Below are 20,798 nucleotides of genomic sequence, written 5' to 3'. Positions count from 1 at the left end.
CCCGCTGATCAAAGCACAGATGGAATTCGCAGCCGCACCAAGCCTGTCCATTTCACGCTTTTCGAGCAGCGGCTTCCAAAGACCTTCCCTTCCCGTTTACATTGCTGCGCTCCACTGCCGGCGAGACAAGGCGCTGGAAACGCCCCGAACGACAGGTGCTGATCGTCATTCATATGGTACACGCTTTGTGAACCAGAGGAGATCTCCGGGATATGATGCCGAAGGGCCTCGCAAGCATAGTGGAACAGTGGTCAGGTCGGCGCGGCCCTCGCATTTCCATTTGACCCGAGGTATGCCGGCATCGCTAGATCGATCCGCCAGCTTCTGTGGGCGTACATTGCGTCGACAGCGTCTCGTGGCACGGAAACCACAATGGCTCGCCGCGGCCGGATATCCTATCGATATCGTCGTTCACAAAGCGCCGCCTCGAAACCAACCACTGCGATCTTTCAGAATTAGGAAGTTCTACACCGTCAGATCGAAAATATAGTCGCCGAGTTGGACCTCCCTGCTGTCGCGACTCCAGAAGCCTTATCTGTCCCCAGCGTTCACGGCTGGGTCCTGTCCGACAGCGCGCAACCAAATGAGGACCGCGGCATGGATCCCAGCGCATCTTTTTTGGCAAGGATCTAGTCGCCCGCAATGATCGCCCTTTCCAGTCGGTCATCAGATCCCTCTCATGGACAAGGCACCCGGCCAAAAGCAGAAAATGGCCGGACCCGTTGATTGCCTAACGCGACGGGGATACGGGGCAAGCTATCGGTTCATACTTGGCGCCGACCGGAGACGAGCCATCGGGTTTTGAACCGCATGCCCTAATGCCCTTCGCCAGCACGGCGTTCTTCTTCAGCTCGGCTTGCATGTCTTCGGAGAAATAGGGCTGCTCACATTCGAGCTGTTCAGCCGTCATGCCTGGTGCCCCGACACACGCTGTTTCGAGCTGCTCGGCCTTCAGGCCCGTCACGCCTTTGAAGCTGACGCGCGAAATTGTCGCGTAGTTGAAACTCGCCTCCGTGAGCGTGGCCCCCGAGAAATCGGCCCCCTGGATATTTGCCGCTGTGAAGTCCGCACCGGTAAGATTGGCGTCGATGAAGTGCGTGACGAAGTGCCGGCGCTCCTCCCCATTGGAGATCCCTCTGCACCGGGCTGGCCTCGAATCACCCTTGGCAGGCTCGTGTAAGCGATTGCCGATCTCCGTGCACCAACCAGGATTCTGGTAGTCGCCCGCTTCTATCCCCATGAACTGGGTGCCCTGCATCTCGGCCTTCACAAAGTTGGCACGGTGCATTTTTGAGGCCGACATACGGGTGTGACCGAGGCCCTTCACCACGCCCCATTCGTCCTGTAGATCCAGGCCGACATAGCAACCATGTTCCAAATCGAAGTGCTTTCCGGTGGGATCGTCCTGGATCCTTCGTTCTCCAATGCTCCGCATCGCGAGTTGCAGGGATCCATCCAGTTTGAACCCTGCTTCGAAGGGCTTTCGACCGGCACATAGCTTGTCTGACATGGTCCTTACGTAGGAAGACAGGGCATCAAATACGGCGCGGTGGTAAGATCGGTCGCTTCGCGCGATGAACGACAGCACGTTGATCGCTTCGGCGCGAGCCGGCTCCGACCCAGCCGTTGCATCGGTCGCCAGCAGCGGTTTGATATTTGCTGAGAACAGCTCTGCCTTTTTTTGATTGAACGCGTCTTCGGTTCCTCTGATTCCCTGCAGGCTCGTAATGACCGTGCCAAACACGGCGAGACCACCTAGCGTCTGCAGAATAGTTGAGCGGATCTTCGATCGCATGTCGATGATCTTGCCTAGATCGTCCGGCGGGATCGGGACGAGCCTTCCGTCGGGATCGACCGTGCGGTCGATGGGAACCGCATAAATCGGAACGAGAATAATGAGCGTAATCGAGGCGACCACGTAGAACGCAATCGAGATAAGTAGGATATTCGCGGGGATGTAGAGGCCCCATAGCGTCAGCCCTGCGTCCATTCTTCACCCATACCAGCGCGGAACTTGTTTCATCCGCATCAATCAGCGAAAAGCCGTCCGAGAATGTCGGCAAGGCGCCCCCCTTGCTTTGCGACTGCCTGTAAATGACAGGGCCTGACCTGTCAGATATCTGCTGCGCCGTTAAGCAGGCAGATCCCCAAACGCAAGCGCTTGATTCACTGAGCTGATGCGACGACCTCGTCATGATGATCGTCAGGGGGCGGCGAGATCACTGGTGCATCCACCGGCGTCAAGTTTTTGAAATTGCGTTGGACCTTCGCCAGAAAATTGCTCCACCCGTCTGGCTTAGACCGCAATACTCGCGGACAATTCTTCTTCGACCAATCGTAGTGCTGGTAGACTCCACTCGGCACGTGAATGCCTAACCGGTAAGCCAGCCATGAGGTCAACAAAGCAGCTCTATCGTAGCAGGCATCCACATCGCGCATGTCTGAGTTCATGCAGATCTCTATTCCAATGCTGGTCGCGTTGCCCTGCCTCGTGGCCGTGTGCCAGGCTACTTCGTTCGTCGGCAGGCTCTGGTACACAAACTTGTCGTCGACAGTGAAATGCCATGACACTTGTCTTTGTTGCGCGTCCGGGCCCTTCATGTAGCGCGCATGAGCCGCAGCGTTTGCGCCCGCAGACACGTTATCGGTATTGTGAATAGTGATGGAGGTCGCCGTCATCCGCGTCCCGGGACGATTGCTGTTGCCGACCGGCACGTAATCCTGGACTATATTCAGCTTCAGTTGGGCCGCGTCGAGGTTCATGGTCTCTCCTGTGAATGATGCGATGCTGAAATTACTCGTGGATACGGGCGTATCCACAAATAGCTGCCAGATATCTTCGGGAGCTGTGTCTGCACACCAGAAACTGCAGGACGCGAAGCCGTTGCTCGCAATCAGACCAAAGAATTTGTTAGTGGCCGACAGACAGGTGGCGACGTCCGGAAAACGGACGTCCTCGGTCATTGTGATGTTTCCAGTCGGCTTATAGCGCGAGAGGAAATCATTAGCCGGAATGAGAGCTTTATAGTCGCGTATCGACTTGGCGAGCCGCGTCACGGCCCTGGCCGTCGTGTAGTAGACTTGAGGGCATACGTCTTCGATATGGTCTAGGAATGGAGCAAACGGCATGTCCCGGTGCAGCGATGGTTGATCGTGACTGGAGAACGCGATGCCGCGCGCCGCGGCTTCGAGTCCCTTGCTGAGAGGATCGAGATAGGCGACCGCTTCTCTTTCCGCGCCCCGGAATCGCGGATTTTCCGGCGTCCGCTCGGCGTCGACCACAATACCGGCCAGCGCCGCGTCATCGGCCCACGATAGGACGTTCGAAGCTTCTTCGGCCGCAGCCCTTTTGTCCGCGCAAAACGGAACGTGCCAACCCCAGAGTTCTACGCCCGCGGCGGACAGCTCTGTACCGAGCGCGGCGATCTCCGGATGTTGAAGATTAGCGTCCCGGTTGGGACCTCGTCCGGCCCGTATCCAGATGCCTTTCAGATGGGCTCGGCTGCACTTGGCCGCGAACTCCGCGGGATCGGTCCTCGCGAGAACCTTTGTCAGATCGGTAACGAAGAGGTTTCGACCTTCGGTACGTTTCATAGCACGGCTCACTCTCGGCCATCCGATATCGCGGACAGCTTGCGTCATCTGCGCCGCAGAAGACACTAGGGTCTCACCTAGGTGCCACGGTCGTTTGCAGGCGCACTAGCGGCTGACGCCCAGACAATCGGCCCCTTTCGGACGAAACGAGCGGAGGGGCTGGAGGACAGGATGTAACCTAACTCCTAGGTCGCTAGCCTGGAGCAATCCGCAACGTCGTGACAGCCGCTGCCTCATTGCCTTCAAACGCTTGCGGGCTCAGCACGACATCTCAAGCTCTGGCCGCTTCAGCTTCCGCCCTAACGGCGATCTTTCGCAAGCATCGCGTAAACTTGCGATCGCCGCGCAGTTCTTGACGTCCGTTACGGCGGCAGCCGGCGATACGGACTCGTCTGGCAGCTCTAGGATGCTCAGAATTTCTTCTTCCGGAAGGCCTGAACGACTGCTCTTCGACCTCGAAATGGTCGCTCCCTTGGGCCAGAACACGCGTCCGCCAGCATCTTTCTCGGGAAATTCTCCTCGCCGGTGTCACGAAACAGCATCACTGCAGCAAGGGTCTCGCGTATCATTGGAAACCAACCGAGTCCGGACATCGCTGCGCTCTCGAACCAACGCTGCCCGCGTTCTGGCGTCGTAGGCGATGGCGATAGGAAATAGGTCCGCCATCATCCACGATCCATATTTCGACCTCCTGAAAAGAAGGCGAAGCCCATGGAAGCCTCACGAATCATGCGAGGGAGATTTTTGGAAAGCTCGGTTCTAATTGGGCAAAAGCACAGCTGGTCACTGCCGTGCGTGGTGATAGGATCCTCATGACATGTCCCTGAATTTTTCATCCAGCGGCAATCAGAGTCTCGGGGGTTTTGCGAATGCAGCGGAAACCAAGCAGTTTCGGATCGCGAATGGTGCGGTTGTCGCGCGCCATGGAAAACTGCCCCCTCGGCGTCATGAGGAATTGCCCCCTCCTCGGATAGCTGAGGAGAGAGCGAATGAACGAGGAACGAATCACTAGAGGCTCGCCGTGGAGTGATCCACGGGGGCAGGTGATGAAGACGCCGGATGACGTGGCGGAGATGTTGCGCCTAAGGGCGTGCGGATGGGGGCTGAAGCGGATTGGGCGCCAGCTGGGCTGCAGCCATCACACGGTGAAGGACTACGTGGCGGCGGGCGGGGTGAAGCCGTTCAAGTCGCCTGAGCGGCCGAAGCTGCTCGACGGCCTTGAGGGTTGGCTGCACGAGAGGTTCATTCGCCATCGCGGCAATGCTGACGTGGTTCGCCAGGATCTGTTGGCCGAGAAAGGCGTGGAGGTAAGCCGGCGAACGCTGCAACGCGCCGTGCAGCCCTATCGCCAGGCGCTGAAGGCGGAGGCGCTGGCGACGACGAGGTTCGAGACGCCTCCTGGCCGACAGCTGCAGATCGACTTCGGGGAGCGTCTGGTCGAGATCGGCAGGGTGAAGGTCAAAGCATTCGTGTTCGTGGCAACGCTCGGGCATTCGCGACGGCTGCATGTGCGTGCGTTCCGGGCGGAGAAGCAAGAGCACTGGTTCGCCGGGCTCGAGAGCGCATTTACGACCTTCGGCGGCGTGCCGGAGGAAGTGCTGATGGACAATCCACGCGCGCTCGTCGTGCGTCACGACGCGGTGAGCCGGTCGGTTCAGTTCAACGACAAACTCATCGCGTTTGCGAAGCATTGGGGCTTCCGTCCACGCGCCTGCGCGCCATATCGGGCACGCACGAAGGGCAAGACGGAGAATGGCGTCGGCTACGTGAAGAAGAACGCGATCGCGGGGCATTCCTTCGTAAGTTGGGAGGCATTCGAGGCGCATCTCGCCAAGTGGGAGCGTGAGGTGGCGAACGTGCGTATCCACGGCACGACCGGCGAGGCGCCGATGGTTCGCTTCGTACGCGACGAGGCACACCGGTTGAAACCGCTCGGCGGGCAGCCCTCGTTCGGATCATTGCGCGAACTAACCCGGGTCGTCGGCAACGATTGCGCCATCGAGATCGACACGAACAGTTACTCAGTGCCGTGGCGCCTAATTGGCGAGCGCGTGGCGGTAACGGTCGCGGCCGGCGAGGTGCGGATCCGCCATGGATTGCACCAGGTGGCGGTCCACAAGCAATCGGAGGGGCGCCGGCTGCGGATCGCCGATCCCGCCCATCTCGATGGTGTTGCCGGGCGCAATGGCGCGGTCCGCCGGCCGGAGATTGCGGCGGCGGTGCCGGGGTCGTCTCCACCGCCTTCGTTGTTGCGTCCTCTTGCCGAATATGAAGCCGTGATCGGGGGAAGCTTCTGATGACGCGCGCAAAGAAGGCAACCGAAGTACCGACTGATCCCCTTGATGCCATGCTGGCGCGATTGCAGCTCTCCGGCATCCGCGATCAGCTCGATAGCCTGCTCGACGAGGCAGCGCGCGCGAACCTGTCGGCACGTGAGACGCTGATCCTGCTGTGCGAGCGCGAGATCGCACGCAAGGATCATCGCCGCATCGACATGGCGCTGAAGCTTGCACACTTCCCGGCCGTGAAGGAGCTTGCTGGCTTCGACTTCGAGGCGCAGCCGTCGATCGATCCGAAGCAGATCCGCGACCTGGCCGCGTCACGTTGGATCGCCAACGGAGAGAACGTGCTGCTGCTCGGCCCGCCGGGCGTCGGTAAGACGCACTTGTCGATCGCGCTCGGGCGAGAGGCAATCCTGGCCGGGTATACGGTGCAGTTCACCACGGCGACGACGCTGGTCGCTGGCCTTGCCAAGGCGCATGGCGATCGGCGCCTGGACGAGAAACTACTCGCGCTGTCGAAGCCAAAGCTACTGATCGTCGACGAGCTCGGCTATCTGCCGCTGGAACCCGACGCGGCCCATCTGTTCTTCCAACTGGTCAGCCGGCGCTACGAAACTGGTGCCATGCTGATCACGTCGAACCGCAGCGTTGCCGAATGGGGCACCGTGTTCGCCGATCCGGTGGTCGCCACCGCGATCCTCGACCGGCTCCTGCACCACAGCTACGTGTTGACTATCCGCGGCGACAGCTACCGGCTCCGCGCCAAACGGAAGAGCGGCCTCATCAAGCCGCCGCCCGCCGGTGACGGCCCTCCGGTCGGCTCCGCCTCCCTCCGTCCCGTCACCGACGGAAGCAACCTTCAACCAAGATCATAACCCGATGGTGGGGGCAGTTCTTCATGACGCAAAGGGGGCAGTTCCGGATGGCGTTTGACAGCGGTTCATATCGGTCTTCTTTGACCCGAACCAGAGGTCAGCGATGCCAGGGAGAATCACGGCAGAGCGTCGACAGTTGCCGACCGGACCGAATCCAATCGACCTAAGACACTGAAACTGCTCGCGCTTCTGGGTTGACCGGGGGAACATTTCATTGACTTGCCGGTTTAACGGCCTATCTAGAGGTTTGGATCCGGAATGCTTGGTCGGCGCAAGGGCTCGGTAGACATCGGGGCCATTCGCTTCAACCGACCGCGGCTGGGTGCGCATAGTTGAACGTTTATTTTAACGCGTGCTGGTCAAAGCTTTGTGGGTCGCTTGATGGTTAGGTTAATCTCTTCCGCGGGAAGCGAGAAGATGGCGAAAAGCGTGAAGGCCCTTATCAACCCGACCATGCTTGCATGGGCGCGGAGACAAGCCGGGTTCAGCCCGGACGAGGCCGCACGCCGGTTGCACATCGACGATGAACGGTTGACCGCGTTCGAGGAGGGCGGCGAAGCTCCGACTTTCGCGAAGCTTCTGGACATTGCGGACCTCTACAAGCGCCCGGTCAGCCTGTTTTACCTCAAGACCCCGCCGAAGGGCTGGCAGCCCATTCAGGACTTCCGCCGGCTGCCCGGCGTTGACGAGGGGTTCTCTCCCCAGCTCACGTACGTCATCCGTCTGGCACGGGAACGCCGTGAGATTGCATTGACCGTGCGCAATGAGTTGGGCCAGCCGGTGCAGCCGTTTGACCTCACGGCCACGCTGAAGACGGATGTTGAGCAATTTGGCCAACAAATCCGCGCATATCTTGGCATCACCGAAGCCAAGCAACAGCGGTTTGGCCGCAAGGCCTTCGATAACTGGCGCATGGCAGTGGAAGCCAAGGGCGTCCTTGTCTTCGTCGTGCCGCGGCTGAAGATCAAAGAAATGCGAGGCACGGCGCTTGCCGAGCAAACCATGCCGGTAATTCTGATCAACGGCAAGGATCGCGGTAACGGCCGCGTGTTTACGCTGCTGCATGAGTTCTGCCACCTCGCTCTCCGGCAAAGCGGGGTCAGCAATATGGGCGGCGATCGTAATGACGCCCCTCATCCCGACGTCGAGAAGTTCTGCAACGCCGTCGCGGCCGCGGCATTGATGCCGAGCGACTGGTTGCTTCGCGAGACCCTTCTTGTCCAGAAGGGGACTCAGAAGAGCTGGCGCGATGATGAGCTGGAGGCGCTGGCGCTGCGGTTCGGCGTTAGTCAAGAAGTAGTGCTCCGTCGCCTGCTGACCCTCGGCCGTACCACGCAAGCCTTTTATGACAGCAAGCGCGTCGACTTCCAAAAACGCTATGCCCAGCTCGATGAGCAAAAAGAACCATCCGAGGGCGGCCCCAAGTATCATTACGTGGTGCTCAGCCAGCTCGGCCGTACGTTCACTCAGCTTATTTTCCAGGGCTATCACGATCGCTATTTCACGCTGCGCGACGTCGCAGGTCTTTTGAACATGAAGGTTACGACTGTTCCTGTGATGGAAAAGGCGGCCTTTGGGATGGCGGGCTAAGCCGGCATGGCCCAAAAGACCTATTGCATCGATACGAGCGCGCTGATCGCCGCCTGGTACGAGCGCTACAAGCCGAACCGTTTCCCGAAACTGTGGGACCAACTCGACCAGCTCGTCACGGATGGCAGGTTGGTTTCTTCGACACTGGTCCTGCGGGAATGCAATAAGCAGCGCTCAGAGGAGCTGCACGAGTGGCTCAAACCACGCGAGGCCATATTTATTGTGCCGGATGAAGCGGTACAGCGGCAAGTTGACCACATCGTCAACACCTACACGGCGCTGGTCTCGGCCGGCAAGGAGAAGTTTCAGGCCGACCCCTTCGTGATCGCCCTTGCCAAGGTCAGTGGCTACACGGTCATCACCGAGGAGACCGGTATCGGCAGCCTTGGCAAAATTCCCGGCGTCTGCAATGCAATGAAGGTCGAGTGCATCAACCTCATGCAGCTCATCGACGAAGAGGATTGGGTACTGGGCTAACTTCCACGCAGACAACATCATCAGCGCTTTAGCGGCAGGAGACTTCCGTGCTCAATTTTGATCCGTCCTCGCTCGCTTCGGAGACTAGGCAGTCCGTCGTCGTGCCGCTGCCCGCCTGCATGACGGGGCAAGCACGGCCGCACTCAATAAGCGCCACCCTAGCGTGGTTTACCCCTGTGCAGGCCGGAAGGCAGTCGTACCGATCAGTACGACTGTCGCTGATCGCGTCAGACGATATCGATCAGTTCCGGGTGTTGCCAGCGAAGTCACAGCCTGATGTCAATCAGCCAATAGAGGGACAGTGGTTTCCAGGAGATGGGATGGTGAAAAAGCGCCAGCCCTGACGGATACTTCGGCAGTGGAGTTTATTGTTCAGCGCGAGCCCGATCGCGGACCCAAGATCGACGAACTGGCGCCATTTGGCCTCGCAGTCACAGTCACCATGCCCGGCATGGTCGAAGTCTACAGCCAAGCACAGGCAAGGATTACTCAACCTGCACGCATTCGCGCCGGAGCGCGTTGAACATGCGAACAGACGCTCGATGAGGCGGCAAACTCCAATATCGGTTTAAAACCTGAAGCTTAGGAAACCATATAGAACGCTCATTTAGCTCAGGTAGCCCGATGCACGCGGAGGGCTTGACGAATGCCAAGCGGCACGTGCCCTCTCTATGGCGGGATGGCAGGCCCCGAGAAGGCATCTACGGGGGGCGCCGTTTGGCCCAAGGCCGAGCGCGCGGCGGAGGCGTGCAAGGCGGCGTGACCGGCGAGCGTGGAAAGCCTGCACGGCCCGCATGCTCGCGTTCCAAGGGCCTGCACAGCCGTCCCCTTCACTGGGCGGTACCTTCAACGTCGCTATCTTGGGGTGAAGTTATCCAGGCCGCGACACCCATGAGACCGAGGACGCTCGATATCATTCGGCGGCCGAAGACAACGCAGATCAATAGCCAAGAGCGATAAATGGAGGCGCAAGCGAACAGCGAGGGTATCCGTTTAAGCGCAGCCGTTCTGATCGCGCTACGACCAACCAAGATTCAGCCCATGCTCCGCGATCATGTGGCGGCGGGGCGAGCAGTGGAGGAAGCGGCTCCAGTTAGCCATGAGCCGGCTTTCCGCTATGCCCGCCCGACGCCAAACTCGGCTTCGATAGTCTCCTTGGCGAGTTCAAAATGCATGCTGTCGACGGAGCGCCCACTGAATCCGGCGCCCCAGTACCAGCCATGACGATTGAAGAACGGCGCCAGTTGAAGACAACCCTGGTGGCAGTGATTGTCCCCCTGGCCGACGACGCCGCGACCGAAATAAAGGTCGATCGCCGTGCCCCAACTATGGTTCGAGAACGAATTCGGGTTGTGCCGCTTCGAGCGCACGCACAGCAATCCGGCGGAATTCACCGCCGCGACGACATCTGGAATCTGTTGCTCTGCTTCTTCGAACACGGTCTTCAACGAATTCACGGCGTAGTTGAGACCGCTTACCTTGAAGGGGCCGACATCGACGCTAGAAAGAATCTTTGCCTTGAACGAACCTGTGACCGGACTGCATTCCGAAGTTTTGGCTCCTGGCGCGCCCAGTAGGCGGATCATCGTCCTTTCGTCAGCCGATGTCAGCCCTTGATTGAACGTGTTCCGAGGCGGTATCGGGACTTTGGTATCCGGACTCGGTGACGCGCCGGCGAACATCCTGGTGGCGATTGAAGCACTTCTAATCCTCGTAGCGGCCCTGCCCATGCCGATCCCTCCCTGCTCAGGTCTCGATATTCGACAACATCGAGGCCGCCTCGCCCACTCGGAGAGTCCCTAGGATCGACGCGTGAGACGAGAGCTCGTGGCAGCGCGGCTCTTTTCGACTCAACCGTATTGAAGGGCAACTTCGACAGTCGGCTGGACGCTCGCCTATCTAGATCGGTTGCCGGAAAATTTCGGCCGGCCATACTTATCGGGAAGGCGTTCAAATTCGGTGAGAAGTGAGTGGGAGTGCGATCAGCATGCCCCTCATCCCGACGTCGAGAAGTTCTGCAATGCCGTCGCGGCCGCGGCATTGATGCCGAGCGACTGGTTGCTTCGCGAGACCCTTCTTGTCCAGAAAGGGACCCAAAAGAGCTGGCGCGATGATGAGCTGGAGGCGCTGGCGCTGCGGTTCGGCGTTAGTCAAGAAGTAGTGCTCCGTCGCCTGCTGACCCTCGGCTGTACCACGCAAGCCTTTTATGGCAGCAAGCGCGTCGACTTCCAAAAACGCTATGCCCAGCTCGATGAGCAAAAGAACCGTCCGAGGGCGGCCCCAAGTATCATTACGTGGTGCTCAGCCAGCTCGGCCGTACGTTCACTCAGCTTATTTTCCAGGGCTATCACGATCGCTATTTCACGCTGCGCGACGTCGCAGGTCTTTTGAACATGAAGGTTACGACTGTTCCTGTGATGGAAAAGGCGGCCTTTGGCATGGCGGGCTAAGCCGGCAAGGGTTGCATCGATACGAGCGCGCTGATCGCCGCCTGGTACGAGCGCTACAAGCCGAACCGTTTCCCGAAACTGTGGGATCAACTTGACCAGCTCGTCACCGATGGCAGGCTGGTTCTTCGACGCTGGTCCTACGGGAATGCAACAAGCAGCGCTCGGAGGAGCTGCACATGTGGCTCAAGCCGCGCGATGCCATGTTTATTGCACCGTATGACGCGGTACAGCAGCAAGTTGACCACATCGTCAACACCTACACCGCGCTGGTCTCGGCCGGCAACAGAAGTTTCAGGCCGATCCCTTTGTGATCGCCCTTGCCAAGGTCAGCGAGCGCGTCGCGGAAGCTTCTCGACTATCTGGAGCCCTCCCGTGAACGCGAAGGCCCCAGCCGGAACCTCGGTCGCGAAGGCGTCGAGGCCGAACTCGAAAACCTCCTCAGAGTCTGACTCATAAATCACCCAACCTTAGCTGCAGCCGCGAGTCTGCGGGTCAGGAGCCTGATGTGTGCAATCAGCAGCCAGGCAGCTTCGGTTGCCACCGTCGCCTCGAAGTCCTTGGCGAGGCGGCGGCATCTGCCGAACCAAGCGAATGTGCGTTCAACCACCCACCGCCTCGGCAGAAGCTGGAAGCCTTTGACGCTTGAGACCGCTCGACGATCTCGACAGTCCATGGACCGCAGTCTGAGAGCGCGTCGAGGAGTTGATTTCCGCGGTAGATCCGGTCGGCAAAGACGTGGCGCAGCCGGGGGAAGTTCATCCGCACGTTCTTCAGCAGCGGTACGGCGCCATGGCAGTCCTGAACGTTGGCCGGATGAACATGAACCCCAAGGAGGAGGCCATTGGTATCCGTCACGATATGCCGCTTGCGGCCGTAGATGCGCTTGCCTGCATCGTAGCCGCGCGGTCCGCCAGCTTGCGTGGTTGGCGCACTTTGACTGTCGATCACGGCTGCCGTCGGCTTCGGTGTCCGTCCAAGCTTTTTTCGCGCCCGTCGGACAAGCACGCTGACAATCCTCTGCCACCGGCCTGTATCCCGCCATCTATAAAAATAGCCCTGCACCGTCGAATAGGGCGGGAACTCCTGCGGCAACGCCCGCCACTGGCAGCCGGTCGAAACGATATAGAGGATCGCTTCGATCACACGACGCAGCTCCGTCTTACGCGGCCGGCCGCGCCGGTTCGCTCGCGGCAACAGGCGTCTGATCACCGCCCACTCCGCATCGGTCATATCGCTTGCATAACGCAGATCGTCCCGCCGATATTGCTCCCGAGTGATCTTGGTCCAGGGCATCGTGCTCTCCCTCGAATCTTTGCAAATCCGATGGAATCACACCCCACTGAGATCACTCACCCATTTTTCAGTCAGGCTCTCAGGACGGAGCACGAAGACAGTCTACGCGTCAGCGCGCACACCTGATCGCCAGCGACGTCGAAGCCACCGATGAATTGAATCCGCTCGATGACCTCAGCCTTTTTGCGCATAATAGCATCGATTAGGTCTTGCCACACAGATCGTCTTTGCCTGCCGGCTGTCACCACTCCCATCGATATCGTCGCCTCTCTCGCAGCCTCGGAAACCACCTACTCAGCGCGATGTTTTCGAATTCCGAAGGTCTATACTGTTAGCTCGAAGTACAGGTCTTCAATCTCGACGCCTGCTATCGTTCCTTCAGGGGCCTTATCTGTCCTAAGCGTTCGCGCTTGGGTCCTGTCAGATAGTGCGGCAACCAATGAGGCCAGCGGCATGGCTCCCCAGCGCATCTTCTTGGCAACAACCTCGTCGACCGGGATGATCGCCGTTTTCAACGCGGTCATCAGGTCGAGCCCTTTTTCCTTCATGGTCGCGTTGTAGCTGCCGTGATGACCGACCTTGTAGAAGATCGTGTGCTCGAGCAATCCCGGTCCGGTTCTCCGGTCCGCGCCGGCGCCCCACTCCAGCGCCTCCCACGAAAGCCAGTTCCCGACCTGAGCATCCGCGGCGAAGAGCAGTACGTCGCCGCCCTCGAGTTCGATGGCCAGAACGAGACTGGTATTATTCGTCGCTGATTGGAGCATCAGGGCGAACTCGTCCGTATTGCCAAGCCAATCGGCGTCGATCCGCCGCCAATCGGCTCCTGTCCAATAGGCCTTTCGGAAGAACTGATGTGCCTGCGAGGTGGAAAGCGGAATCCGGGAGGATGGTGGAAAGGGGACGACGTCGCCGTCCCCGGAGAGAGCGCTGATGACACCGAGTGGCAGCACGCCACTGCCGTCGAGCGCCAGCTCATAGGTTTCTGGATTCTTCTTTGAAGGGTTAAAGTGCTTGATGGCCTTTTCATCGTGAGGGGGCCCAAGGACGAAGATCTGGAAGTTACATCCTTCAGGTACGATGGGCGGATCGGCCGGATGCAGATAGATGGGACCGCCGCCTCCCGACTTTGCCTTCGCAAGGCCGAATGCAGCCTTCGTCTTCTCTCCTGCCGCGCCGAACATCCCCGTCAAGGCGAGAACAGAATCCGCGCCAGTCTCGTTTCCTGCTGCTCTCAAGGCATCAACACTCGCGGATATCAATTCCAGTGACTGGCCGCGTTCCTTGCGCAGCTTTTTTGCGAGCTCATCGCGGGGATCTTCGGTCCAAGCAACCCAAACCTGACCGACGGCGAGTTCCTCGAACAGTTCCTCCGCCTGTTGGAAGCCGGAGACGTGGTCCCAATGCTCGTGAGTTACAGCGAGCACGTCCACAGATCCTTTTGTTACGTCCAGAATATCCCTCATCACGGCTTGCATTTTTTCTGCGCCCTTTTTCTGGGCAACCGCCACTCCGCAATCGATGAGCAGCTTGAACATCGGCCCGTTCTTGCGCGGAATGCGAACGAGGATGCAGTCCCCGAGACCGTGTCTGTAGATACGGATCAGAGCCCTCGGATCGTCTGTCTTTTCGGTGGTCGGCTTGCGTCGCGTCCCTCCGGATGGCTTCGTCTTCTTCGCAGCAGGTGGCTCCTTTGCCGCGCTGGCCTTCTTGCTCGCCCTGGTCTTGGTCGCCGGCGCGGACTTTCCATGACTTGATCGCTTGGCGCGCTTAGCGGCCTTCTTTGCGGTCCTCTTGGCCATTTCAAGTCCCCCAGCCACGGTGCAGGAGAGCAAACTGCTCGCGATCGTGATGAGGATCGCCTGGCGAAACATAGGCGATGCCCAGTTCCGCAGCGCGCTCTTTCGCAGCCGCTCTGGCTTGTTGCTGCGCCGCCGCTCCGGTCGACCCGCGCAGGCACTTCCTGATAAAGTAGACCGGCATATTGTCGTTGAGATCGACCATCACCGTACACCCGCCGCGGTAGCGCTCGGCGTCGGGATGGGCTCTGAAGGTCTGCGTGATCCCCATCACCAACCAACCGTGACTGGTGCCGTCAGGTGCCGTCTTTCGTGACGGCCGAACCGAATGGACCTCCACCGGGCGCATCTCGCCGACCATCTCACCGATCTTGACGTTCTCGGCTGCGTTCTCGAAGCCAAGCGAAGACAGCAGCGCCGCGCGCTTGGGATCGGATATCCATTTCCAGACCTTGAGACGGTTCCTCTCGGAGGTTTCGTATGCGTTACGACGGACCGAATTCAGATTCCAGTCGAGGTCCAGGGACTTGACGAGAGCCGCAAAATCACGCGCCATCTGATGATCGATCGCCGGCGGCCTCCTCCAGACCAGGCTATCCTCAGCGAGATGGGCAACATCCTTCGGATAGATGCCGCGATCCCGAAACGCGGAGATGAAGGCAACGCGGTAACCGCGGGTATCTTCACGCACCAGATCACGATCGCCGGTGATCAATGCTCGCAGGTATTCGCCAAAGGTCAGATCCGTCGGCGGACAATAGTCCAGTGCGCGGATGCAAATATTGAGAACCTGGTCGGCGATTGTTGACGCCTCTGCGGCCAGCCTCAATGCCAAATCGTGCGAGATCTCGCCTTGCGGCAATATGCCGGTACCATTGGTCGCCAGCCTGACAAGGTCCGCGCTGCGTCCCCGATAGATCGTCTCGAACGCTGCAAATACTGCGGAAACCAGCACTGATCCCAAGAGGTGCGGATCCCCGGTTGCCTTCTGCGTCTCGTAGTCGGTTCTGCTGGGCTTGACTGCTTGCCACTCGCCCTTCTCGTCAGTCCTGCCGATTGCGCTTCGCAGTGGCCCGTGCATCCCGCTGGCCTGTCCGAACTGCACGGCGAGTTGTCCCAACAGACTTTCCTGGCTGAGGTCGCCGCGCGCCCGCTTGATCTGTTGAAGGAGCGCTTCCGGGATCGTGAAGTGCTGGAACAGCGCCACGATATCCGCAAATGCCTCATGGAACGCGAGCATGTCCGGATTGGTCGCTTCCTGGTATCTCGGGTGCAGACCGTCGAGCAGCGCGTGGGTCGTCTCGTGCGCGATGATGTCATGCGAGACTGAGCAGAAGACCTGTGATCCCGGCAGGGATGTGCCGATATCGCCCTCTTCCGCGGTGAAATAACCGAACAGAAGCGCCATTCGGGCGCTGCTGTAGTAGGCGTTGTTCTCCCTCAACGCGTGCGGATAGACGCGTAGGCGCTGCACGAATTTGCGGTCGACGACATTCCCGTCCGGCCCTCGTACCATCCGCGGCGCCCAAAGCGCCCGGCGTCCGAGGGCGCGCTCGAACCGCGTAATGGTCCGCATCGCAACTGCATAAGCCATCTGTTGGTGGAACTGGGGGTTCGCCTCGGATGGGGCGTGCCCGTTCGTCCCGAGAAGATGGGGATGATTGAGATCGACCGGGGCGTAGCAACATTTGCTTGCCGGATCGACGTCCACCACTTCCAGATATTCGCCCGTCGGACCTTCGGTAAGCTCGGCTTCCCAAGGAACCGACACCGTCGCCTCATTGATGCCGAACATCTGAGGATCGGTCTGCAGGGTCGGGTCGTAGGCGAAGACGCGGAGCTTCCGGACGGGAGGCACCGGCAGCGGAGGTTCGAGCGCTTGCTCAAGGTTGAGGTGATCCATTGGCGTGATCGCGGCGGATTGCGCGCTCGCCGGCGCCTTTGCGCTCGTCGCCACCACGGGCGCCTTCATGAGTGCCTTCTTTAGCGTATGCGAAGCAAGTGGGCTCGCCAGGACCTCAGCGACCACGGCCTCGAGCGCGCCGCGTGCGGGCCGCCCGGTCAACTTGGAATCGAGCCCGGTCTTCTGCAGCACCTGGCACAATTCAAGGTCCAACATCGGCTGTTTTAGCGGTCCCGCGGCCGCCAGTCCGAACACAAGGTGGGCCATGGAAAAGCTGGCATCGTCTTCGGGCTGCTTCTCCAAGCCGCCGCGCGGTATCCAGGTAGACGCGTCCTTGGCGCGTAATCTTCCCGCCCCGAGATACTTCGCGCGGGCCTGGTCGTGAGCTGCGGATTCGAACAGCGCATTGCGGATCAATTCGACCCTTTGCCAGGGCTCTGCCACTCCATCGTAGAGTGGACGATTTGCCTGGATCCAAGTCGCTGCGGCAGCTGCGATCTGAGGCGTTGCCGCGGAGGTGCCGGCTCCATCGAAGTCGACGACAGCCGCTTCTCCGAACCTGGCCCAGGGCACATTAGGTGTGTAGGCGGCCAAGGCCCCCAGCATCTTGCTGTCCGGGCCGTAATCGCCGGCCATCAATGCGGGCGCGAGGTCGGCGTAGGGCGCCCCATCCGCCATGACACCGCAAGCGGCAACCACCCGGTTGAACCGTGCCGGATAGACGATGAGATGGGTCGGAAAGTTGCCATAGTTGTTGCCCGCGGCCGTCACCACGAAGACGCCAGCGTCATAGAGCGAATTCACAGCTTCTGCCCAGGCTTGCGACGGTACGCCTCCCATGCTCATCGTGACGACATGGACCAACGTCGACGGCGTCCTGCACAGGCCGTGGACATGATCGAACGCCTGCGCGATCGCGCTGTTGCGAAACAGAACGACGCGGTTCGCCACTCGAATGGGAACGATCTCAGCGTCTGGCGCGCAACCGAACGGTTTCACCCCCGAGCCACCTCCTCCCGCAAGAATACTAAGCGTGCCGGTGCCGTGGCTGAAATTGTTGAACAGACCCGATGAGCGGTCTCTTGCATCGTCTGGAAAGTCAGGGTCGACGAAATTTTTCTGGCCGTCGATGAACTTTGGGCAAGTCACGTGATCCGGATCGAAGCCGGTATCGAGATGAGCAATTCGGATCCTATGGCCTTTGCCTGGATCGGACTGTACCAATGCGGAAAACTGACCGTGATCATTATCCGCGAACCAATAATTGTCGGCCTCACGGGGGTAGTGCGGATCTTGGTCGTTCGGTGCCCCGGTGCGCAGCGCAAGCTTGTCCTCGACCAATGGCTCCTTGCCGATCGGCCACTGCTGCTCCAGATCCGGCTCGGCAAATCGGATTCCGCCGGGCGCAAGCGCCTGCCCTTGGGCGACCAACTCATGGCAGGCCTGCCAGGCGGCGGCTACGTCCAATTGGGGAGCATCCGCCTCGACCATGTGCCACTCGGCGGGCGCCGCGGCGCCCAGGCCGCCGCCTTTGCCGATACTTTGAAAAAGCGGCTTTGCCGACAGCTTAACCGCGGGCGCCTGTGCCAGACCGATCGATGCTGTCCTTAGTGAGCCCGCCGCCTTCACCAGAAACCGCATTTTACCGTGTGCATCGCTCATCATCGATTCCCGAGCTGTAGGGATCGGCCGAGGCCGGAGACCCCTCAAGAGTAAGCGCGAATTTCCCCGCACCTTTTGGTTTTGAGTGCTCTGATGCATGAGGTGTCCACTTAAATAGGTGGACACCTCATGATGAGCGACGATGGTCAGAAACTGCGCGTCAGGCTTGTTGGTCGGAACGGTCGCCGGCGCTTTGAGACGACATCGAAGGAGCGTCTTGTGGCGGCCTGCCTTGAGCCTGGCGTTTCGGTCTCGAGACTTGCACTCGAACATGGGGTCAACGCGAACCTGCTTCGGAAGTGGATCAAGAAGGACGCCGCGGCCAGGTCGGCGCCGTCGTCGTCACCCTCGGCGTTCATCCCGGTTCACCTTGAGGGGGCCGCCGAGCGGGGTTTGTCGCGGCAAGGCAGTGTGGCGGCGGTGGATTTGCCGGCGACTTGCGCTGAAGTGGGTGGGTCGGAATCCAAGGGGTCTCCAGCTTTTTGTTCTCCGGCCAAAGTGAGCGCGTCGCTGCCGAATGGCGTGAAGCTCGCGCTGGAATGCGGGGATGTGGATGCATTGACGGCGATCATTGGAGCCCTGGGCCATGTTCAGACTGAGCGGTGACCTGCAGGTCTATCTGCACCGTGAGCCGATCGACTTCCGAGCTGGCATCAACAGCCTTGCGGTTCTGGTTCAGGAGACGATGGCGCTCGATCCGTTTGTGCCGGCAGTTTTTGCGTTCTGCAATCGCCGTTGCGACCGGATGAAGTTGCTGTTCTTCGACCGGTCCGGCTTTGTGCTGGTCCTGAAGCGGCTGACCGAGGACAAGTTCCGATGGCCGCGCCGCCAGGAGGCGGTCGTCCGGCTTACGACCGAGCAGTTGCACTGGATCCTCGACGGCATCGATATCGATGCGATGGTCCGTCATCCGGTGCGGCAATATCAGGTTGCCGGCTGAGCTCTTGAGTTGAGCGGTTGACGCGTCGGAACGGTTCAGATTCAAGAATCCGATGAATCGAACCGGCAATCCGAGTGTCGAGGTGCTGTTGGCGCGCATTGCCGCGCTGGAGGCGGAGAATCGTCAGCTCACGGAGCGCGTCGTCAAGCTGGAGGAAGAACTGGCGCTGGCACGCCTGCATCGTTTTGCGCCGCGCAGCGAAAAGCACGTCGACCGTCTCTTCAATGAAGCCGAGCAGGCCGCCGATGAGGATGACGCCGGCAGCGAAACGAACGATACCGCCGAACTTCCGGACACGGGTCTGCCATCGGTCGAAAGCACGACGGGAAAGAAGCGCGGCCGCAGGCCGCTGCCGGCAAACCTGCCGCGCGAGCGCGTCGAGTATGACCTGCCCGACGATCAGAAGGCGTGTCCTTGCTGCCGTGGCCAGATGCATCGCATGGGCGAGGCTGTCACCGAGCAACTTCATATCGAGGTGAAGGCGAAGGTTTTACAGAATGTGCGCTTCAAATATGCCTGCCGCCATTGCGATCGCACCGGGATCAACGCCCCTGTCGTGACCGCGCCGATGCCGACGCAGCCGTTGCCGGGCAGCGTTGCCACGGCCTCGACGCTGGCGTTCGCGCTGGTTCACAAATATGTCGACGGCACGCCGCTCTACCGCTTGGCGCAGGCCTTCGAACGCGCAGGCGTTCCTGTCAGCCGCGGCGCTTTGGGCCACTGGGTGATCGGCTCGAGCGAGAAGCATCTGCATCGCATTTATGATGCCCTGAAGCTGCGGCTCAGATCGCAGCCTCTCATCCATGGCGACGAGACGACGGTTCAGGTCCTCAAGGAGAAGGACAAAGCGGCCACCAGCACATCGTACATGTGGGCGTATCGCAGCGGCAAGGATAGTCACGAGCCGATCGTTCTTCTGGATTATCAGCCGGGCCGCGGCCAAATCCACCCGCAGGTCTTCCTCGGCGATTACCGTGGCATCGTGATGAGTGACGGCTATAGCGCATGGCGCACGCTGGAAGGGGCCACCCACATTGGATGCATGGCCCACTCCCGGCGGCGTTTTGTCGACGCCCTCAAAGCGAGAAAGAAGGGCGGCGGGCCGCCCGAGCAGGCGCTGCGGTTCTTCGAGCAGCTCTACCGGGTTGAAAGGCAGGCGCGGGACGAGAAACCGGACAGAGACGAAACGCCGGATCAATGCATCCGTCGCTTCCGCCAGCAACACAGCATTCCTGTCCTGAACGCCCTCAAGGAATGGCTCGATCAAATCGCCCCGAAGGTCCTGCCGGACAGCAAGCTTGGCGACGCCGTATCTTACACCCGGAACCAATGGGACTATCTGACGCGTTACACCGAAGATGGCAGGATGCCGATCGACAACAATCTTCTGGAGCGCGACATCAGGGTTTTTGCCACTGGCCGAAAAAGCTGGCTGTTCAGCGACACCGTCGACGGAGCCAGGGCCAGCGCCGTCGTCTACAGCCTGATGCTGACCTGCCGCGCCTCACGTGTCGAGCCGTTAACATGGCTGCGCCATGTGCTCACCGAATTGCCTCAGCGCGCAGACAACGCCGATATCGCTGACCTGTTGCCCTTCAACTTCCCCAAAGCGGCCACTGCCTGAACGGCTCAGCATCGCCCCGATACGAAGGCCATCCGTCAAATCGCGGCCGACAACGTGCGCGGAAAATCGCGCTTACCCTCAAGAGAACGAAATCAGGAGATGAACGGACTGACTACTGGGCGCCTCCCTAGGTGACGATCGACGTCGTGTCACGTAACAGCGTGATCGGCCATTACATTGACTCGAGGGCAAGCTGGAGCGTGACAGCCCCGAATACACAGGAGGCTGTTCTAGGCCCATTCCCAGTGAGCAAGACCCTACGGGCCAGGCCGTTACCGCGGTTTCCGCGTCCGTTTGCACCAACCCTGCCCG

Annotated in this window: 16 protein-coding genes and 1 pseudogene; 10 read left to right on the top strand and 7 right to left on the bottom strand. The window is 60.1% G+C overall.

Annotated features, from left to right (window positions below; genetic code table 11):
• Nucleotides 1-730: 730 nt before the first annotated feature.
• Together ACVI1L_RS23480 and ACVI1L_RS23475 are read right to left on the bottom strand one after the other, a co-directional pair.
• Nucleotides 731-1,990, bottom strand: coding sequence for a pentapeptide repeat-containing protein (locus ACVI1L_RS23480; protein WP_456783906.1), 1,260 nt, complete (start codon nt 1,988-1,990; stop codon nt 731-733).
• A 176-nt stretch (nt 1,991-2,166) separates the two neighbouring features.
• Nucleotides 2,167-3,594, bottom strand: coding sequence for an N-acetylmuramoyl-L-alanine amidase (locus tag ACVI1L_RS23475; protein ID WP_456783905.1), 1,428 nt, complete (start codon nt 3,592-3,594; stop codon nt 2,167-2,169).
• A 989-nt stretch (nt 3,595-4,583) separates the two neighbouring features.
• Here ACVI1L_RS23475 and istA point away from each other — a divergent pair.
• The 5 genes from istA to ACVI1L_RS23450 all read left to right on the top strand — a co-directional run bounded on the left by istA (nt 4,584) and on the right by ACVI1L_RS23450 (nt 9,341).
• Nucleotides 4,584-5,891 (top strand): IS21 family transposase, encoded by a 1,308-nt coding sequence (gene istA / locus ACVI1L_RS23470; RefSeq protein ID WP_253587187.1) that lies wholly within the window; start codon nt 4,584-4,586, stop codon nt 5,889-5,891.
• Nucleotides 5,891-6,751 carry an IS21-like element helper ATPase IstB gene (gene istB, locus ACVI1L_RS23465; protein ID WP_253638728.1) on the top strand — a complete coding sequence of 287 codons (861 nt, stop codon included), beginning with the start codon at nt 5,891-5,893 and terminating at the stop codon, nt 6,749-6,751. Before istA ends, istB begins: the two co-directional genes overlap by 1 nt.
• A gap of 417 nt (nt 6,752-7,168) precedes the next feature.
• Nucleotides 7,169-8,341 carry an XRE family transcriptional regulator gene (locus ACVI1L_RS23460; RefSeq protein WP_456783904.1) on the top strand — a complete coding sequence of 391 codons (1,173 nt, stop codon included), beginning with the start codon at nt 7,169-7,171 and terminating at the stop codon, nt 8,339-8,341.
• A 6-nt stretch (nt 8,342-8,347) separates the two neighbouring features.
• A complete protein-coding gene (locus tag ACVI1L_RS23455) occupies nt 8,348-8,818 on the top strand; it encodes a DUF4411 family protein (protein WP_456783903.1) in 471 nt (156 codons plus the stop codon).
• A gap of 358 nt (nt 8,819-9,176) precedes the next feature.
• Nucleotides 9,177-9,341 carry a hypothetical protein gene (locus ACVI1L_RS23450; RefSeq protein ID WP_456783902.1) on the top strand — a complete coding sequence of 55 codons (165 nt, stop codon included), beginning with the start codon at nt 9,177-9,179 and terminating at the stop codon, nt 9,339-9,341.
• A gap of 592 nt (nt 9,342-9,933) precedes the next feature.
• Here the strand turns inward: ACVI1L_RS23450 and ACVI1L_RS23445 are convergent.
• Complete coding sequence (locus ACVI1L_RS23445; protein ID WP_253640698.1) at nt 9,934-10,404, bottom strand: M15 family metallopeptidase; 471 nt, start codon at nt 10,402-10,404, stop codon at nt 9,934-9,936.
• Nucleotides 10,405-10,768: 364 nt separating this feature from the next.
• Nucleotides 10,769-11,077, bottom strand: a complete 309-nt coding sequence (locus ACVI1L_RS23440; protein WP_456783901.1) for a hypothetical protein — start codon at nt 11,075-11,077, stop codon at nt 10,769-10,771.
• 35 nt (nt 11,078-11,112) lie between these two features.
• Between ACVI1L_RS23440 and ACVI1L_RS23435 the strand changes: the two genes are divergently transcribed.
• Together ACVI1L_RS23435 and ACVI1L_RS23430 are read left to right on the top strand one after the other, a co-directional pair.
• A complete protein-coding gene (locus tag ACVI1L_RS23435) occupies nt 11,113-11,268 on the top strand; it encodes a hypothetical protein (RefSeq protein ID WP_456783900.1) in 156 nt (51 codons plus the stop codon).
• Between the two features lie 15 nt (nt 11,269-11,283).
• Nucleotides 11,284-11,579 (top strand): annotated as a pseudogene (locus tag ACVI1L_RS23430) (DUF4411 family protein).
• A 146-nt stretch (nt 11,580-11,725) separates the two neighbouring features.
• Here the strand turns inward: ACVI1L_RS23430 and ACVI1L_RS23425 are convergent.
• The 3 genes from ACVI1L_RS23425 to ACVI1L_RS23415 all read right to left on the bottom strand — a co-directional run bounded on the left by ACVI1L_RS23425 (nt 11,726) and on the right by ACVI1L_RS23415 (nt 17,922).
• A protein-coding gene (locus tag ACVI1L_RS23425) for an IS5 family transposase (protein ID WP_456783899.1) occupies nt 11,726-12,561 on the bottom strand; the annotation gives its coding sequence in 2 pieces (ribosomal slippage) (nt 11,726-11,910 and nt 11,910-12,561; 837 coding nt in all).
• Between the two features lie 323 nt (nt 12,562-12,884).
• Nucleotides 12,885-14,360: an MBL fold metallo-hydrolase gene (locus ACVI1L_RS23420; protein ID WP_456783898.1), complete on the bottom strand. Its 1,476-nt coding sequence runs from the start codon at nt 14,358-14,360 to the stop codon at nt 12,885-12,887.
• Between the two features lies 1 nt (nt 14,361).
• A complete protein-coding gene (locus ACVI1L_RS23415) occupies nt 14,362-17,922 on the bottom strand; it encodes a S8 family serine peptidase (protein WP_456783897.1) in 3,561 nt (1,186 codons plus the stop codon).
• A gap of 132 nt (nt 17,923-18,054) precedes the next feature.
• Here ACVI1L_RS23415 and tnpA point away from each other — a divergent pair, with 132 nt between their 5' ends.
• Genes tnpA through tnpC form a run of 3 tightly spaced genes read left to right on the top strand, consistent with a single transcriptional unit; the run spans nt 18,055 to nt 20,486 of the window.
• Nucleotides 18,055-18,528: an IS66-like element accessory protein TnpA gene (gene tnpA, locus ACVI1L_RS23410; RefSeq protein ID WP_456783896.1), complete on the top strand. Its 474-nt coding sequence runs from the start codon at nt 18,055-18,057 to the stop codon at nt 18,526-18,528.
• The gene (tnpB, locus tag ACVI1L_RS23405) at nt 18,509-18,862 is read left to right on the top strand and encodes an IS66 family insertion sequence element accessory protein TnpB (protein WP_456783895.1); all 354 of its coding nucleotides are present in this window, start codon (nt 18,509-18,511) and stop codon (nt 18,860-18,862) included. The genes tnpA and tnpB overlap by 20 nt, the downstream gene beginning before the upstream one ends.
• 52 nt (nt 18,863-18,914) lie before the next feature.
• Nucleotides 18,915-20,486 carry an IS66 family transposase gene (tnpC, locus tag ACVI1L_RS23400; protein ID WP_456783894.1) on the top strand — a complete coding sequence of 524 codons (1,572 nt, stop codon included), beginning with the start codon at nt 18,915-18,917 and terminating at the stop codon, nt 20,484-20,486.
• The last annotated feature ends 312 nt before the right edge of the window (nt 20,487-20,798 follow it).

This window comes from Bradyrhizobium sp. USDA 4516, assembly GCF_054055915.1.
The sequence above is the reverse complement of the archived record's forward strand: the minus strand, read 5'-3'. Positions and strand labels throughout refer to the sequence as shown.